This window comes from Paenibacillus sp. NEAU-GSW1, assembly GCF_009737085.1.
Classification (GTDB): domain Bacteria; phylum Bacillota; class Bacilli; order Paenibacillales; family Paenibacillaceae; genus Pristimantibacillus.
Window position 1 is genome coordinate 74,766 of record NZ_WOVL01000020.1, and the last position, 17,536, is coordinate 92,301.

At 52.5% G+C, this 17,536-nt stretch carries 16 protein-coding genes; 7 read left to right on the plus strand and 9 right to left on the minus strand.

What is annotated here, in order from left to right:
• Positions 1-138: 138 nt before the first annotated feature.
• Together GOM71_RS16175 and GOM71_RS16180 are read right to left on the minus strand one after the other, a co-directional pair.
• Positions 139-1,089 (minus strand): acetylxylan esterase, encoded by a 951-nt coding sequence (locus tag GOM71_RS16175; RefSeq protein ID WP_156282907.1) that lies wholly within the window; start codon positions 1,087-1,089, stop codon positions 139-141.
• A gap of 85 nt (positions 1,090-1,174) precedes the next feature.
• A complete protein-coding gene (locus GOM71_RS16180) occupies positions 1,175-2,611 on the minus strand; it encodes a S1C family serine protease (protein WP_156282909.1) in 1,437 nt (478 codons plus the stop codon).
• 548 nt (positions 2,612-3,159) lie between these two features.
• On the opposite strand from GOM71_RS16180, the gene GOM71_RS16185 reads away from it, so the two are divergent.
• Positions 3,160-3,408: a hypothetical protein gene (locus GOM71_RS16185; protein ID WP_156282911.1), complete on the plus strand. Its 249-nt coding sequence runs from the start codon at positions 3,160-3,162 to the stop codon at positions 3,406-3,408.
• Here GOM71_RS16185 and GOM71_RS16190 read toward each other — a convergent pair.
• The 7 genes from GOM71_RS16190 to GOM71_RS16220 form a co-directional block, all read right to left on the minus strand.
• A complete protein-coding gene (locus GOM71_RS16190; RefSeq protein WP_156282913.1) occupies positions 3,377-4,183 on the minus strand; it encodes an MBL fold metallo-hydrolase in 807 nt (268 codons plus the stop codon). The two genes, GOM71_RS16185 and GOM71_RS16190, sit on opposite strands and share 32 nt — an antisense overlap.
• 46 nt (positions 4,184-4,229) lie before the next feature.
• A complete protein-coding gene (yycI, locus tag GOM71_RS16195; protein ID WP_156282915.1) occupies positions 4,230-4,976 on the minus strand; it encodes a two-component system regulatory protein YycI in 747 nt (248 codons plus the stop codon).
• Positions 4,977-4,999: 23 nt separating this feature from the next.
• The gene (locus GOM71_RS16200; RefSeq protein ID WP_156282917.1) at positions 5,000-6,532 is read right to left on the minus strand and encodes a YycH family regulatory protein; all 1,533 of its coding nucleotides are present in this window, start codon (positions 6,530-6,532) and stop codon (positions 5,000-5,002) included.
• Positions 6,529-8,367: a cell wall metabolism sensor histidine kinase WalK gene (gene walK, locus GOM71_RS16205; RefSeq protein ID WP_156282919.1), complete on the minus strand. Its 1,839-nt coding sequence runs from the start codon at positions 8,365-8,367 to the stop codon at positions 6,529-6,531. The genes GOM71_RS16200 and walK overlap by 4 nt, the downstream gene beginning before the upstream one ends.
• Before the next feature lie 2 nt (positions 8,368-8,369).
• Entirely contained in the window at positions 8,370-9,149 is a 780-nt protein-coding gene (locus GOM71_RS16210; protein WP_156282921.1) for a response regulator, read from the minus strand.
• Positions 9,150-9,351: 202 nt separating this feature from the next.
• Entirely contained in the window at positions 9,352-10,908 is a 1,557-nt protein-coding gene (locus tag GOM71_RS16215; protein WP_156282923.1) for a M23 family metallopeptidase, read from the minus strand.
• A gap of 160 nt (positions 10,909-11,068) precedes the next feature.
• A complete protein-coding gene (locus GOM71_RS16220; protein ID WP_156282924.1) occupies positions 11,069-11,773 on the minus strand; it encodes a hypothetical protein in 705 nt (234 codons plus the stop codon).
• A gap of 158 nt (positions 11,774-11,931) precedes the next feature.
• On the opposite strand from GOM71_RS16220, the gene GOM71_RS16225 reads away from it, so the two are divergent.
• From GOM71_RS16225 to GOM71_RS16250, 6 genes are read left to right on the plus strand one after another with little or no spacing between them, the layout of a single operon-like run.
• Entirely contained in the window at positions 11,932-13,464 is a 1,533-nt protein-coding gene (locus GOM71_RS16225; protein WP_156282925.1) for a spore germination protein, read from the plus strand.
• A 5-nt stretch (positions 13,465-13,469) separates the two neighbouring features.
• Positions 13,470-14,651, plus strand: a complete 1,182-nt coding sequence (locus GOM71_RS16230) for a Ger(x)C family spore germination protein (RefSeq protein WP_216651764.1) — start codon at positions 13,470-13,472, stop codon at positions 14,649-14,651.
• A 2-nt stretch (positions 14,652-14,653) separates the two neighbouring features.
• Positions 14,654-14,869: a hypothetical protein gene (locus GOM71_RS16235; protein ID WP_156282927.1), complete on the plus strand. Its 216-nt coding sequence runs from the start codon at positions 14,654-14,656 to the stop codon at positions 14,867-14,869.
• Between the two features lie 26 nt (positions 14,870-14,895).
• On the plus strand, positions 14,896-16,026 hold the full coding sequence (locus GOM71_RS16240; protein WP_156282928.1) for a GerAB/ArcD/ProY family transporter: 1,131 nt from the start codon (positions 14,896-14,898) through the stop codon (positions 16,024-16,026).
• Positions 16,023-16,244: a hypothetical protein gene (locus GOM71_RS16245; protein ID WP_156282929.1), complete on the plus strand. Its 222-nt coding sequence runs from the start codon at positions 16,023-16,025 to the stop codon at positions 16,242-16,244. The genes GOM71_RS16240 and GOM71_RS16245 overlap by 4 nt, the downstream gene beginning before the upstream one ends.
• A 13-nt stretch (positions 16,245-16,257) precedes the next feature.
• On the plus strand, positions 16,258-17,364 hold the full coding sequence (locus GOM71_RS16250; protein ID WP_156282930.1) for a GerAB/ArcD/ProY family transporter: 1,107 nt from the start codon (positions 16,258-16,260) through the stop codon (positions 17,362-17,364).
• The last annotated feature ends 172 nt before the right edge of the window (positions 17,365-17,536 follow it).

A 17,536-nucleotide genomic window follows, 5' to 3' on the forward strand; every position in this document is an offset into this window, starting at 1 on the left:
ATCCAGCATAACAAAACTGCCATTCCTTGTGAAGCATGTCCGCTGTTCAATCCTAATATTGGCTGCTGGCGACAAGCAGCAGGCGCGGCGCCTATAGAAAAAGCGCACCCTCCCGGAGGACGCGCCTTTCTGTACAGCTTACAAATGCTTTTTCAAAAACTCCATCGTTTGCCGCTTCTGATAGCTGCTTACATGATGGCCCGTAAACGGATAAATGTTAAGCGCCTTCTCTGCCGTAATCCGATTGTACGCCGCAAAAACCGTCTCCGGCATGCATACCGTATCCTTCAAACCAACCGATACCATAATCGGTACATGGATCATTTCAGCCAAGTGCACCAGATCGAAATAGCTCAACGTGTTGAGCACTTTTTCATAATGTTCAGGAAAACGATTAACGAACTCTGCCGCTTCCGTCAGCGAGCCTGTCGAGTTGAGTATGCCGAAATCCATATGGCACATATTCGGTATGTTCGCGACAACCGCTGCCGGAACGCTGCTCAACGCCGCCGTAATCATGCTCAGCCCGCCGCCTTGGCTGTCTCCGGTGACCGCAATCCTCGCCCGATCGATCTCCGGCTGGGCAGCGACCCATTCGACTGCCTTTAGCGCGTCTACGGTTATTGCTTTATAGTAGCAAGTGTCCTTGTCGAGAATGCCTTGGGTGATCCAGCCTTTGGTCATGCCATGATCGCTGTCCATCCGATTGCCGGTCTCGCCGCCTTGCCCGCGAACGTCGACCGCGAACACTGCCATGCCCATGAGCAGCCATTCCGCATAGCTCTCCGGGTAACCCTTGCCGCCTGTGTAGCCGTGGAACAGAACGACGCATGGGAGCGGTCCGGGCGCCGCGAACTTCGGCAGCATGAACCAGCCTTTAATCGGCGTATCGTCGTAGCCTTCGAACGTGACGTGATACACATCTGCCGCTCCGGAGAACGGCGTTTCGGTCAGCTCCTTTACACCGACGAGCGGACGGGACGACGCGGCTTTAAACGTATTTTGCCAGAAAGCGTCCAGCTCGACCGGCGGCTCGATGTCTGCGTTATAGCTGTAAAGGTCCTTCATTCGTTTCTCTATTGCGTTCATAGCCGTCGATAACTTCCTTCCCGCTTCTGCTTTTGGATTCTGCTAGTGATTCGGCTTTGGTTTCGACTCGTCTCCGTCGACCCGTCTATTCTTCCTTCGTCTTTTCGCTCAGCTCGGCCTTAACCGTCTTCAGCTTCCCGTCGCGATAGTACGTAATTTCAATCGTTTCCCCGATCTTCTTGTGACCGTACAAATATTTGCGGAGCTCCATCGTGCTGCCGATGCTCTGCTTATCGAGCTTCACAATGACATCGTTGAATTTCAAGCCCGCTTCCTGCGCAGGTCCAACCGCTTCCAAGACGATAACGCCCGAGAAAACCTCATCCGGCAGCTTAAGCTCCGGCTGCTGTTCTTCAGCAGCGTCTCCACTGTCCTCTGCGTCAGGCGGCAAGCTCGGGTCGTCCGCCGACTCATCCTGCTGTACATCGCCGCCGCTGTCGGCCAACCCGTCCGCTATAGCCTGCTGGGCAAAATATTGCTCCAAGTCCATCGTATATACGCCGAGATAAGGACGCGACACATACCCTTTAGCCGTCAAACTGTCGACAATCGGCATCGCATTGTTGATCGGTATGGCAAAGCCTAGCCCTTCAACGCCGATATCGGCGATCTTCATACTATTAATGCCGACCACGCGGCCATTCAGATCAATAAGCGGACCGCCGCTATTGCCCTGATTGATCGAAGCGTCGACTTGAATCACTTCCTGCTCCCAATCGTAAACGCCATCCTGGTTCAACGATACAGGAACGATTTGCCGCGTCTTGCTCACAATGCCGATCGACAGCGAATCGCCCAATCCGAGCGGATTGCCGATCGCGATAACGAACTCGGCAGGACGAAGTCCGGAAGAATCGCCAATTTCCGCAACGGCTTCAATGCCGTCATCGTCAATCTCCAGCACCGCAAGATCGGAAATCTGATCTTCACCCACAATGCGCGCTTCGCGGCGTTCGCCGCTGACCAGTATCGCCTTCACTTTTTCAGCGCCGGCCACGACGTGGTAATTCGTAATGATAAAAGCTTTTCCATCTTCCTTCTTAAAAATGACGCCAGAGCCTACGCCCGCTTCCTGAAGCGTCCCCTCGCTCTCGGTATCCGCGTTTCCAGAATCCGCCGAATCGCTGTCGGAGGATCCATGGTCATCGCCCTCCAGCAGCGATCCCAGGCCGAAAGCGAGCGTTTGCTCGTTCACGATGCTGACCACGGCGGGCCTCACTTTGGCCGAGGCTTGAATCGTACGCTGCTCCAGCGAACCGCTCGTCTGCACCATAGCCGCAGCAGCCGCGTCCGATCCTCCGACTCTTCCTCCGTTGCTGTCGCCGCCGCCAAAAAAAGCGGCAAACAGCAGCATCGCTGCAATCGCGCTTGTAAAAGAAGAGACAAATGCGATGCGGACATTGGACCAGCCGCCACCGCCATTGCTGCGTCTATTAAAAAAGGCTTTTTCGCTTTTTCGATGAGAGGAACGAGCGCGCCTTGATACTTTCGTCGAATAGAAATCGTCATCGAATAAACCCATTGTATTTGCCCCTCTCGATGTCGAATTTGTTATTGTACGGCATCCTATTTGATGCCTTACAAAATTGTTTGCGTTTGGATCAGCAATATCTGCGATCAGCCATACTCGTTCGTCTGCGTCGCGCCCTATTGCATATCTGCCACGTTTCAACTCGCAATGTGTAACCGGCTGCTCGCCTGCGAACGAAGCCGATTCGCTGTTTAACGAACCAAACTTCGCTATTCATGCGCCAAAACAGCCACTAAGCCGCATCAGCGAACTTCTTTTCGCTACTCAAGAACCTGCTTGCTCTAATAGCGAAATTCCTTTCGCTAACTCGCTCAACTGCCCGCCAAACCGGCCAAACTGGCTCAAATTGCGAAACTGCCTTCGCTAATTAGCGAATCCAGTTCGTTTCCTGCGCCGCCAACCGGCTTACTTCCTTTCTATTCTTGCAATCTAGGAATATTTTCGGAATAAGTGACTAGAATAATAATAGATTCAACGACCCAATTGTCCTGATTTTGGAATTTATTAAACCGTAATTGTAGAAAGGAGCCACGCCGCTTATGAACCCGAACAAACCGCCGAAACGGACAAGGACCGAAGCGCCTTCCGCATGGGAGCAAGTTCAGCTTGCCGCCAAGCTCGCCGATCTTAAAGAAGAACATTACCGCACGGTTCTGTCGTTAAGCGCCATGCTCGAATTGCTTATCGACAAAGGGCTGCTCACTCGCGAGGAGCTTGCGCTCAAAGCCGACCAGCTCGACGCCGAGCTTGAATCGGTTATTTCCGCTTCACTTCATCCCATGCCGTAGGCCGGTCATGGTGCGTCGGCCGCAGCGGATACTCTTCCTTTTTGAAAAATATGCCGCGATCCTCCAATATATTATTGACCGTCAGCATCGCCAAATCCATCACATTATGGTCGAGGCTCAAATGCGCCAGATAGACCCTTTTCGTACGGTCGGTGATCAGCTCGCAGAGCGCCTCGCCGGCCGCCACATTGGAAAGATGGCCGACATCGCTTAGAATGCGCCGTTTAATGTTCCATGGATAGCGGCCCATCCGCAGCATCTCGGTATCGTGGTTCGACTCCAGCACGAGCACGTCGGAATCGATTATTTCGCGCATCACCTTGTCGCTCATGTAACCGAGATCCGTCGCAAGGCTCAGCTTCTCGCCGTTATCCTCAAACGTATAGCCGACTGGCTCCGCCGCATCGTGCGAGATCGGATAGGATTGCACTTTCATCGAGCCGAAACAGAAGCTTTCTCCCGTCTCCATAATGACCCGCTTCTCTTGTGCAATCGTCCCGATATGCCGCTCCATTCCGCCCCAAGTCGCCTCATTGGCGTAGATCGGCAGCTCGTATTTGCGCGCAAACGCGCCTAGCCCTTTAATATGGTCGGAATGCTCGTGCGTGACGAACAACGCATCGATCTGATGGCCGCTGACGCCGCGCTCGCGCATTAATTCCTCCATCTTCTTCATACTCAAACCGGCATCGACCAACACCGTTTTATCCCCGCTGCACACAACCGTCGCGTTGCCGGTCGACCCGCTAGCCAACACTGTAAATGAAAGTCCCATTGTCCCTCGTCCTGCCCCTTCTCCCATGCCCTGTCCAGTTTTGATCCTACTGTTCCTCTAATTGCTCTTTATCCTGCGCGACTTCCCCGCTGATCGCATGGATGTAATAAATAACGCCGTCATTCATCAGCACCCGCCAATAAGGCGCCGACACCTGCGTCTCTGTATCAAAGGTTTGCCCGTGGTAACCGAGCTGAATATCGCTAATAATGGAGCCGTCCGGCAAGTTCCGCTCGATGAACGGAGCGACCGCTTTGGACGCCGGCAGCACTGTCTGCTCTTTCGCTTCTCCAGTGCCGACAGTTTGGACGCGCACCTGCTTATAGCCAATAATTTTCTGATTGCTGTGATACAGCTCCAGCTTCACGTCAAACATCGGCCGATTGTCGGCCATCCGAAACAGCACGAATACCGAATCGGTGCTCACCGCGAGATCGAACGAATACAGATCCAGCTCCGGGATCTGATCGCCAAGCGTCTTCACCAGCTCCGAATGCGTGAATACAATTCTGCTGTCCACCGGCGATGCAAGCTCCACTACATCCTGCTGGTCGGCTCCGCCGTTCTTAATAACATAGGTCAGATCCCGCAGCTTCGGCGTATCGGAAGGCAGCGCCGCATCCAGCTCGATCCGCTTTTGCTTCATGACGGCGACCGTCTCCTGCGGGAGCTCCGCCGTCATTTTATTCGCATTCAACTGCTCTCGAATACCGCCCCATAACTGATAGCCGAGCAAAATATTGAGCAGCAGAAACGATATAATAAGTACGCTTTTCGCCCTGCCCCAATCCAACGGTCTGCACCTCCGTCTCGCATTTAGTTCGGCAATGCTGTATTGCCGTCGAACAATGCCGCTCCTTCAGCATTCCCCGGCTCCTGTGAGCCGGAGCTTGAATCCGTACCGCCATTGCCGTCAGCCGCAGCTCCAACTTCAGAACCGGAATCCGGCTCCGTACCGTCGCCGGTATTTACGCCGCCGTCTGCCGGTTGAATAATCGTATCTTCATTCTGCATCACGGACTTCGGCGGGGTATACCCCGCCGGATAGGACTGCAGCAAAATCTCATGCGTGCCGTCTTCCAGCAAAACGGCCCAAATCGGAACAAAACGCAGCTTCTGGCCTTCCATCGACTGCGCCTGCAGCGCCGGGAAGACGCGCACCGCCTCCGATCTTCGGCTGTAATGATCCAGTGCATAGGAAAGCTCCTCGCCTCCAGGCAGCCATCTCGCCTTGCGCGATTCAGCTTTGCTCTGGAGCGTAACGAGCGAGCGGGTGTACTCGGTCACAAAGCCCTGCTGGAGCGTCAGCCGCATGCTTCCGTATTTGAAATGCGACGTCTCCACGATCGGATAATTGTCCATATATTGCTGGAACGCAACCACTTTCCCATTGCCTGTTTTGCCCGCTTTTTCGCCCCCGATGTTCACGAAGCGATACGTGCCGTCCCAGCCGCCATGATCATTAATGAATTCGATCGAGGCATAAACATTATCGACCAACAAATTTTCCTCGCTCTGCGAGGCCGCAGGATCGGTATACGTAATCCATGTGCCGTTCTGCTCGACCTGAAGCCCTCTTTTGCCATCCGTATAAATTTGCGAGCCGTTTCTGTCTTCAAGCGCCTTAGTTGTGCCTGGATCAAAGAACAGATTGCGCTGCATTAAATCGGACGAGTACGTATCGTATCCGAATATCGACTCCACCGCCTGCATTGGCCGTTCCGGCAAATAAATGCCGTCGCTCGTCACTTTGTATTTCGTCTGGTATTCGCCAAAGCCGACATAATCCTGAACGTCGCGTACCGTAAGATCGGCTTGAGCCGACTCATACACGCTTTGCCCGTCTGTCGTGAAGAAGAACGTGCGAACGTCCTCCGTATCCTTCGTTTTGAATATCCAAATTCGATTAATCGAATCATTCAGGAACAGCAGATCGCCCTGCACCTTCAGCAGCTTTTTGAGCAGCTCGACCGGCAAGCCGTTCTGAAAGACCAGCTCGACGCCGATATCGTTCTTCCTCACTTCATCCCAATCGACCACATTGACCGGATTGCGTTGGAAGCCCTTGAACTCGCGCCCGCGAATCCGTTCCTTCAGAATCATGTCATAGAACGTAGAGCCCGGATACAGCACGGTGTGCTGATCGTTGCCGAAATGCAGAACCAGCTCCTCCGGAAAAATAACGCTTTCCACATCCGCAGCTTCGCCAAGCGGTTCCGCATTAATGTAGTCCTGATCGGTTTTGACCGTTGCGCCGAGGCCCGGCATACTGTATGCCAGCAAATACGATTGAATCAAGCTCAGCGCAACAAGCATAATCAACAGCGTCGTCTTCGCCCTCTCGATCATGCCGGCTCACCATCCTCTTGCAGCGCCGGCAAAGTGAACGTTACCGTCGTTCCTTCATTCAGCTCCGAGCTCAACGAGATCGTGCCGCCGTGCGCTTTTACAATTTCCCGGGCAATGGACAAACCGAGGCCAGTCCCGCCCATATTGCGCGATCTTGCCTTGTCGACTCTATAAAAACGGTCAAAAATACGCGATAAATCTTTCTTAGGAATGCCGATGCCGGTATCCTTCACGCTAATGGCGAAATTGCCTGCATCCTGCTTATGTGCGCCAAGCTCGATTGTGCCGCCGTCCAGCGTATACTTGATCGCATTGGACATCAGATTGTCGAGCACTTGGTCGATCTGATCGCGATCGATCCATGCCGACGCCAAGCCGCGCTCGACGCGAATGGTAGCTCGAATCGACTTCTGCCGCAGCTGAAAAGAAAACCGGTCCGCCACCTCGTCCAGCATATCGTGAATGATCGTCTGCCTGCGCCGCAGCGGCGCTTGGGTAGAATCCAGCCGCGACAGATGGAGCAAGTCGGTTACAAGCCGAATCATCCGTTCCGTCTCGTTGCGAATAACGGATACGAACCGCTCTGACAGCTCCCGCTCCTCAAGCGCGCCGTCATCGAGCGCTTCCGCGTAGCTCTTGATCGTCGTCAGCGGCGTGCGCAGCTCGTGCGAGACGTTAGCGACAAACTGCCGGCGCGACTGCTCCAGCTTCTCTTGCTCCGTAATATCCTGCAGAACGGCGATTGTGCCGGTAATCCCTTTATCCCGACGATGGATCGGGGTAAATGTAACCCGCAGCACGCCTTCCGGCTCATCCGTCTCCTGCTCGCGCGACAAAATGACCGTCTGCTGGCGGCCCTGCTGCAGCTCCGACAGCTTCTGATCGGATAAGCCGAGCAGCTCCGACAGGTTGCAGCCTTCGCAGCTTTGTCTGTCGAGCATCTCCAGCGATCGTCGGTTCCAGACGATAATCCGGCCGTGCTCATCGGCAGCGATTACGCCGTCGCTCATATTGGACAGAATCGAGCCCAGCTTTTCATTCTCTTCCTCGTTGACCGACAATGCCTCTTTCAGCCGCTTCGTCATGTCATTGAATGCCAGGCTGAGCCGCCCGATTTCGTCATCGCCAAGCACCGGCACCTGCAGATCAAACTTCCCTTCCGCAACTGCCGCCGCTTGCCGCGTCAAGTCTTGAATCGGGCTCGTAATCGTATGCGCGAGCAAAATGCCCAGCAAGCCGGTCAGCCCAAGCGCAATCAACGTGCCCGAGAAAAAGATTTGGTTGACTCGATTGACCGTATCGTACAGGCTGTCCATCGACGCGACCATATAAACCGCGCCTACGACGCGCTCATTGTCGTTGTAGGTGACCGGGAGCGCGATGATCTTCTTGCGGACACCGTTCTCGTCTATAATTTCTTCTTCATTGTCCGAAATGCCTTGCAGCGCGCGGCTAACCGCAAGCGACGTGTTCTTCTTGCCGATGTACGATTCCGCCACCTGCAGAGACGTCGCCACGACGCGGCCGTTCCCGTCCAGCACCTGCACCTCGGTACCGCTAATACTGAACAGATTGCGCACAACGAGGCTCAAATCCTCGGTATTCTCGGCGCTCGCCTCATTCTCGCTGCTCGGTTTCAGCGCCAAATTGCGCGCCGCCAGCTTGGACAATATGTCGGCCTGTTCCTTCAAATTGTTCGTAAAATTATCCGTCAGCGACGTTTTCATCGTACTGATGAAGTAAACGCCAATCAGCTGCATCGCCACCAAGATAAGCAACAAATAAATAATGACGAGCTTTACCTGAATGGTGCGAAAAAATCGCTTGCCGTTCATGGTCAGCCTAAGCCTCCCGATTTGGAATTTCGCATCATATAACCGAGGCCGCGCCGGGTCATAATATATTCCGGACGGCTCGGATCATTCTCGATCTTCTCCCGCAGCCTGCGAATCGTCACATCCACAGTCCGCACGTCGCCGAAATATTCGAAGCCCCATACCGCTTGCAGCAAATGCTCGCGCGTCATGACCTTGCCGCTGTTGCGGGCCATATAATAGACAAGCTCATATTCCCGATGTGTCAGATCGAGCGGCTCTCCATCCTTGTAAACAACATACATATCTGTATCAATAAACAGGTTGAACAGCTTCAAGCCTTGCTTGTCCTGTTCCCCGTTGCGATCATCGTTAGCGCCAAAGCTTCCCGCACTGGAGCCTGCTCCCGCCGAAACAGCCGCAATCTCGCTCGCTTTCTGCTGGCGGCGCAAATGCGCCTTCACTCTGGCAAGCAGCTCGCGCGTGCTGAACGGCTTCGTTACATAGTCATCGGCGCCGAGTTCAAGTCCCAGCACCTTGTCGATCTCCGTGTCTTTGGCCGTTAGCATAATGATCGGCAGCTGCAATCCCTTGGACCGCACCTCTCGGCATACGTCCATGCCGTCCTTCACCGGAAGCATGAGATCAAGCAGCATTAAATCCGGCAGCTCCAGCGCAGCAAGCCTGACAGCTTCACCGCCGTCAAACGCGCATATTACTTCGTAGCCTTCCTTCTCTAAGTTGAATTTCAATATATCTGCAATCGGCTGTTCGTCATCGACCACCAAAATTTTTCCGTGCATCGCCACACCGCCTGTCGCTTGTCCTATTTAATGATACTATCTTACCATAGTATTGCGGCCTGTTTACAATTAAAGTTCCTTCATGACAGCCAGCTTTTAGCGTGACTTCAAATCTCACCTAACCGCCTCGTCCAGCATCGCATCACAAAAAAAATACCGCCAACAGCCGAAGCCGCAGCGGTATTTCGCGAATGATATAAAATTATAAGTACTTCAACGGGTTTTGAATAACGCCGTTCTTATGAATTTCGAAATGAAGATGAACGCCTGTCGAGCGGCCAGTGCTGCCCATGATGCCGATCTTATCGCCTTTTTCGACGATTTGGCCTTTCTTGACGCTGTACGAGCTCAAATGTCCGTACAACGTTTTGTAGCCGTTCTTATGGTCGATGATTACGACATTTCCGTAACCGCTCTTCGTGCCGACAAATTCGATGACTCCGTTATCCGCGGCCATAATCGTTTTGTTGCCGGTAATGTCGATTCCTTTGTGCGACCGGCCCCAACGCTGACCATATTTACTGGAGAGAGACCACCCGGATACCGGCATTGCAAAGCTGCCCGATCCTTCGCCAAGAATGACTTTGGTCCCTTTCATGATAATTTCTGGAATCGCCTCTGTTACAACCTCGCTGCTGATGAGTTCCTCGCTAACCAAGTACCCGTTCTGCTTTACCACCCGGTATGTAACGACTTTCTTGCCGCTCTGGCCTTCGCGGATCACTTTCGATTCGCCTGCCCGCATATCGGCATTTTTCTGTATTTCCACCGGCGGCGCAATGGCCACCGTTTCGGTTAAGCTCTCAATCGTTTTGACCGTCAATTCCGGCTGGAGTACGGTCAGATCAAGCACATCGCCCGCTTTGATCTTGTCCTCATCGATCCAGCGGTTGTTGTCATAAATAACTTGCGGGGAAATATCGAACTTCTCCGCAATACAGCCGATGCAATCGCCCTCTTGAACGGTATACTTCGTAGGCTGTACGCTGCCCTGTACGAGCTGCTTGTAAATATCGTCGGCGTTCTGAATCTGATCCGGCTGAATCGAAACGTCGTTTGTCTTTACGACTTCAACGAACTGAACGTCCTTGAGCACCGTTCCGTTCTTCGCCTCGCTCTTGCTGTCGCTGCTCTTCGCTGCTGCGCTGTACGAGAGCGCCGTCACTTCGCCCTTCTTCTTGGATGATGCAAGCTGCGGCGCGTATTTGCTTTGTACTCGCGTCAGTATCGCATCCGCCGTCTCCTGATTTTTCACCACGCCGATTACTTTGCCGTCTACCTTGAGCTCAACCCCGACAGCGTGAGAGGTAAACATGCCTTCCAGCTTAGCCAGCGTTGCTTCCGTTTCCGGCTCCGCCTTGAAAGCACTTTCAGAGGTGTAACTGATTTCGCCCGAATCCAGCATCATGTTGTACTCTGGATTGGCATCCTTCACTTCTTTCGTTTCTTGCGCAATCAGATCGTCGACTTCCTTCGGATCGCTGACCGATCCGACCATGCTGCCGTTCATATATACGTTGTAATAATCAACTGTGTTTGCTTGTACGTATTTCGTGCCGCCGATTCCTGCTGCTGCGAGGATAAATAGAATAGCCGCCGTAATCATAACCGGCTTTGTGCGCCACCATGGCGCCTGGCTGCTCTCGCTTGACGATTGCTGCAGAATCTTGCCTGTTTGTTGCGGTCGAACTTGCCGAAAGAATTGGGCCGTTTGGTTCCATGTCTTTCGGATCCGATCCATAGGCTTAAAATCGCTCATGATCGTCTCCTTTTCGCGGATTGTGCTGCATTTATTTCTGTTTTCTCTCTAAATATATCTATTTTTTTACAAAAAAAAGCGAAGATCCTGTCGGATCATCCGCCTAATACTTTAACATATGGTTATTAACAGGGGCAACATTTCCTGCTAGTGTCAATAATTAATATTTTTTCAGAATATTCATCATTCGTTCGTATTGATCCTTGTCCAGATACTGCGCCATTAGCTGCTGAACAGCGTTCAACTCCTCTTCAGTCAAGCCGTTCTCCATATAAGAAGAGATGCTTTGCCAAGCTTCTTGCGGCAGCTTGCTCATTAATAATCCGAACAATTCTTCCTTGTCGGCGTCGCTCATCTGCTCCTTCACTTCGGCCAGATCATCCGTCGTCATCGCAGTCTCCGAACCGTCTAGCGCCGGTGCTTCATCGCCCTCGGCAGCGTCCACCGCTCCCTCCGTCTGACCGCCCGCCGCGTCCGGAACCCCGCCCGCTTCTTCTCCTGCAGTCCCGCCTTCCGCCTTGCTGCCGCTTCCGATCCCGACATCCGTAAGCGGCGGAAGCGACTCGTCGCGAAACGCGTCAACAGCTACCGGCGATTCGTCTTTCTGACCGCTTCCGTTGTCAATTTTCTCGCTTCCGCTCGGCTGTTCCTTTTGAGTCGGCGTTGAATTTGCGCCCCACAGCTTGCCCCATACGCCCGATAGCGCCATCGGCTGTACCTCTAGCGGCAAATTATATTGCTTCAATAGGGTTTCAACATAGCTATTTACAATATAACCCGTCGTCCAAATAGAAAGAAAACTTATAATAAGCCCGGCCGCTACCGTTTTGGCCAGCCAGCCCGTCATTTTCCACATTCGATTCATTCCCTTCACGCCTTTCGCTTCTATCAACCATTATGGTCAACAAATAGAGCATACATTCCTTGCTTGCGCCAACAAATTGGAATCGTTTGTATGTTTTGGTTAAAAGATGCGCAATCTAAGCAGCGATATTGTTGACGCTCTTCTGGGAGGAATAGGCGATGGGTGAAGAGCAGACGCTCGAACAAATACTAGCTCGTCAAAGGCAGCTGCTGGGCAAGCCGTTGTCCGCCAGTCTTCGCGGCAATGCCGCTGCTTTGCGCAGCTTGTTTCAAGACAGCTCCGATGTTACTTTTCACGAGTTTGCGGTTCGAAACGGTCCGCAAGCCTTAATTGTCTACTTCGGCGGCCTCTCCGATACAAAGATGCTCGACGAGCATGTCATTGCCCCGCTCAAAACAATCGGCAGCGACAACGAGCATGGCTGGGACGCAATTTTGCCGCTCATTACCGTCTCTTCCTCGCAGCCGGTTCGCACGGTTCAAAAGCTCGCCGATGAGCTTGGCTCCGGAAACCCCGTGCTGCTGCTTGACGGGCAAGCGGCTGCCGTTTCATTCTCCTTGCCTTTATGGCATATGCGGCCGATTGAAGAGCCGCAGGCGGAAACGGTCGTACGCGGTCCGCGCGAAGGGTTTGTCGAAACGATTCAAGTCAATGCATCGATGCTGCGACGCAAGCTGCAGTCGCCTGCGTTCAAGCTGCACCGCATGTCGATCGGCCGCTATACCAAAACGCAATGCGCCATTGCTTATATAGAAGGCATCGTTGACCCCGGACTCGTAACCGAGATGCAGCAACGGCTTAGCCAAATCGATTCCGACTCGATTCTCGACAGCAATCATATCGAGGAATGGATCGAGGACAATCCGATGTCGATTTTTCCGCAGCTGCAGGCAACCGAGAGGCCGGACGTCGTCGCCTCCAGTCTTCTGGAGGGCAGAGTAGCCGTGCTCATTAACGGCACGCCCTTTTCCTTAATTGCACCGGCAACGCTTTTGTCGATGATGCAGTCTCCTGAAGATTACTCGCAGCGATCTTTCGTCTCGACGGGCATTCGCTGGTTGAGGCTGCTCATCAGCTTTATCGCGCTGTTTATGCCATCTATTTACGTCGCCGTCCTCTCCTTCCATCAAGAGATGGTTCCTACGACGCTGCTGCTCACCATATCGAAATCACGTGAGCAAATCCCGTTTCCGGCACTTATCGAAGCGCTGCTGATGGAAGTAACGTTCGAGGCGCTGCGCGAAGCAGGCATTCGTCTGCCTAAACAGGTCGGCTCCGCAGTCAGCATCGTCGGCGCGCTCGTCATCGGACAAGCTGCCATTTCATCCGGCATTGTGTCCTCGCCCATGGTAATGGTCGTTGCCATTACCGGCGTCGCATCCTTTCTCATCCCGAACTATTCGCTCGGACTCGCGGTTCGGCTGATTCGGTTTCCGGTCATGCTGTGCGCCGGGGTATTAGGGCTTTACGGGATCGTTCTGGCTGCATTGTTCATCCTTGTTCACTTGCTGTCGCTGCGCTCCTTCGGGGTTCCTTACCTGACCCCCCTGGCGCCTGTACAGTTCGAGCAGTTTAAGGATACGCTTATTCGCGCCCCTCGCTGGGCGATTAATCAAAGGCCGCACATGACAGGGTCGGTGTGGAATAAGTTTCGCATTCGCCCTAACCACTCCAGATGGAAAAAAGGATGATCGGCATGGGTATGCACAAATGGATGCGCGCCGCATCCGCGATTATCGCAGCTTTCATGTGCACCATCCTGACAACGGGCTGCTGGGACAGGGTCGAAGTCAATGATCTAGCCATCGTTACCGGCGCCAGCTTCGATTTAGCCGATAATAATAAAATCAAGCTATCCGTTCAGCTCTATGTCCCGACGGGCTCTTCGGAGCCTTCACTGGGCGGCAACCCTGGCAACGAGCGAGCCAAGCCTGTCGTCGAAAGCGCCGTCGGCTTGAATACGGCGGATGCGGCATCGAAGCTGCAGGAGCTGTTGTCTCGGCGTTTTTTCTGGGGACAGTCCGATGTATTTATTTTCGGGGAGGCATTGGCTAAGAAGGGCATTGAAGATCCGATGGAATTTCTTTCCCGTCACCCCCATCCGAGGGAACGGGCCAACATCTATATCGGCAAAGGCCAAGCGGACACCTATTTGCAATGGCAGCCAAACATCGAAAGAAACAGCGCTGAAGTATTGCGTGAAATGTCGGTTCTGCAAACGAATCTGGATATTACACTGCTCGATGTCATTATCCAGTCGGGCGCCGACGCCAGGTCGACGCTAATCCCCTGGATCATGATGAAGCCCACCGGAAATAAACTTAGCCCGTATATCGGCGGATTCGCTTCCTTTAAAGGCACGAAGCTCAATCATTGGTATAACATTCAAAAAACACGCGGCCTGCTCTGGCTCCATGACAAGATTAAGACTGCTACTCTTACGATGAAACCTGAGGGTGAAAAAGGCATGGTTTCCTTGCAGCTTGCCGACTCGAGATGCGACCTGTCGCCTTCCATAAGCAACGGCAAATGGATGATCAAAGTGAAGCTTGAAGGACGGGGCGATTTGATTCAGAACAATACTTCGCTCGATGTTACGAAACCGGAAGTGACGCATATGCTGGAAGCCCATTTTGCCCAAATCATCGTTGAACGCTTGAAAAGCGCCGTGCAGACTGCTCAGCAGGAGGATAGCGATGTGCTTGGTTTTGCAAACGAGTTTCACCGCCATTATCCGAAGCAGTGGAAAACTTACGGCAAGCAATGGGAATCTGTCTTCCCAACCGTTGAAGTAATTTACGATGCCAAAGTGACCATCACGCGGACAGGGCTAATCGGCAAAAACACCGCAATCTTAAGCCCGCAGGAAGAGGAGTAACGATGAGCGCTATTTTCCTCGTCACATTGGCCGCGGTACTGCTCTTTGTTGTGGAATGGCGTCAAATTGCTGACCGCAAGTCCAAAATTTGCTTTACTATCATGTCCTTCGCTGTCTGGGCTTTGCTGATCATTGTCATGATCGAACCGCAAATGCCCGGCCCGCAAACATTAATCAAAACTGTATTTGAGCCCTATTTGCCCAAGCTGTCCAAGTAATCGAACCTGTAGAGGAGGCGCCTAAGATGGAAAAGAACGTCCGAATATCTGCAGCCCAGCTTTGCATCTTAATGTATCTGGCTCCCAGCGGAACCGGGCTGATGTCTTCTCCAAGCGTGGCCGCCTCCTTATCGGGCTTGGATATGTGGATTGCACCTATTGTCGGCATGCTGGGCGGCATGCTTGTCCTGCTAGTTATGATTGCGCTGCATCGGCTCTATCCCGGTCAAACACTCATTCAATACGCCGAGTCCATATTAGGACGCTTTGCCGGAAAAGTTGTTTCTATCGTTTTTCTGTTTTTCGTCATATACGCAAGCGGGTATGTCGTCCGTCAACTGACCGACTTTTTGTCCAACTCTTTTTTTATCCGGACGCCTCCGCTCTTTCTTGGCGCATGCATTATATTCGTTTGCGCTGCTGCTGTACGATCCGGCATGGAAGTGATCTGTCGCATTGCGATTATGTTTTTTCCGTTCCCGATCATTATGCTCAGTCTTATTTTCTTTCCGCTCTATACCGATTTTAGGCCGGTGGGACCCATCATGGAAAACGGGCTGGGACCTTCCTTGCTTGGCGGATTTGGTTTACAGCTGTGGTACAGCATTTTCTGCTACTCCACCTTCTATCTTCCTTATGTGAACCGTCCGCAAAAATTGATTGGATGGAGCTTGCTCTCGCCGCTGCTGCTAACCTTACTGCTCAGCATTACGAATTGGCACATCATCTCAAAGCTCGGCAATTCAACAATTATGTACAATTATCCTTTTCTGGCGATCACTCGATTCATCAGCTTTAGCGAGTTTTTCGAACATTTGGAATCGGTCGTCATGATGGTATGGGTCGTCGCCTTCGCGCTCCGGCTAATATACGGCTACTACTGCGCTGCCATCGGTATTGCGCAATGGCTCAACTTGCCTGACTATCGGCCAATTGTCTTGCCATTAGGAATGCTGATTCTTACGATCAGCATATGGAATCTTGAGACTTCGCAATTCGGACAGACGAAGGATCTAGTCTTTCCAACGTTCTATATCGTGTGCGGTTTAGGCATTCCGCTCTTCCTGCTTCTAGCCGCTTGGTTACGCAAAGCATTCGAATCCGGCTCGAAGCAGCAGGAGCAGCAGCCGATCGCGCAAGAGGAGAACCAGGCATGAATGTACCGATATTTGTTACCTTGCTCATCCTGATGATTGCACTGCCCTTTCTGGATCTTGTCGACCTTATTCGCAAAAACAACCTGCTGCCCTATGCCTCTCTTTACATCGTCGCTTTCGGATTGGCATTCGCTCTGGTCTTCAATCCCCAGCTGCCCGGACCCTTGCAACTGCTCCACTTCCTATTTGATCCGATTGTGAAATATTACGCACAATAAAGGAGGATTCGCTATGCCGCCGTTAGAGCAAGGAAAAATATCAGCCGCCCAGCTCGCCTGCATGATTTACTTGGCCTTGCTCGCAACAGCGATTCTAAGCGGGCCTCCTATACTGTACAGACATGCAGGGGTCGATTTCTGGATGGGACCGATCATCGCTTCCGTTACCGGATTTGGCGCTTGCGCCATGATGGTCTATCTTCACCGGCTCTATCCCGGTCAATCGCTCGTCCAGTATGCCGATCATTTGATCGGCAAAGCGGCGGGGAAAACAGTCAGCTTCGTGTTCCTTCTTGTGCTTGTGTTCCAAAACGGTCAGCAGGCTCGTCAGTTCTCCGAAATGATGAGCCTCGCATTTTTGGAAAGAACGCCTCCGCTTGTATTGTCCGGCACGCTGCTTGCGCTCAGCACAATTACGGTACGCTATGGCGTGGAGGTTATCGGACGCTGCGCCCAGTTGCTCATGCCCATCCTAATTACGCTCACCTCGCTGCTGATCGCGCCGCTCATCTCCGATATGGAGCCGGAGAACCTCCTTCCTTTTTTGGAGAACGGTATCGTTCCGGTTATGAAAAGCACCATTATGATGCAGGTCTGGTTCCCAATGTACGCCTATATGACTTTCTTTCTGCCATTCGTCCATAATATTAACCAAGCCCGCAAATGGGGCTTTCTCTCCGTTCTATGGTCGGTTCTGACCTTTACAGGAACGATGCTGGTTATTCTCTTTGTCTTGGACGGGGCGGTATCTTTATTTCGTTTTCCTTATCTGATCATTTCGCGCTATCTCGCCATTTTCGGATTTTTCTCCCGGCTCGATATTATTATTATGGTGTTCTGGATCGTCGATGTGTTCGTCCGGTTTATCGTGCTTCATTACGCGGCCGCCATCGGACTCGCGCAATGGTTCGGAGCAAGCAGCTACAGACACCTGGCTGCGCCTCTAGCCGTCCTTATACTTGTCTTCAGCGTTTGGTCGTACCCGTCAAGCGTTGATTTTTACTCGATCCCGATGCATGTCTCCACCTTGTACTTCTGCGCTAACATCATCCTGCCCGCGTTCCTTTTCATCGTCAGCCTGCTGCGGGGTTCTCCTGCTGCAGCAAGCGATGCCGAATAAAAAAAGAGGCCGTCCCAAAAGTGGTTCGCTCGCTGTAAAAACGGCTCGCATCAGTAATTGAAGAAGCGGTATTCATGAAAATAGTGTTGCAGAGAGCTATCCCTGCAACACTATTTTTCGATTTTGATGCTTTGTGGCTTTCTTCAGCAAATGATGGGCAAGCGAAAGCCAC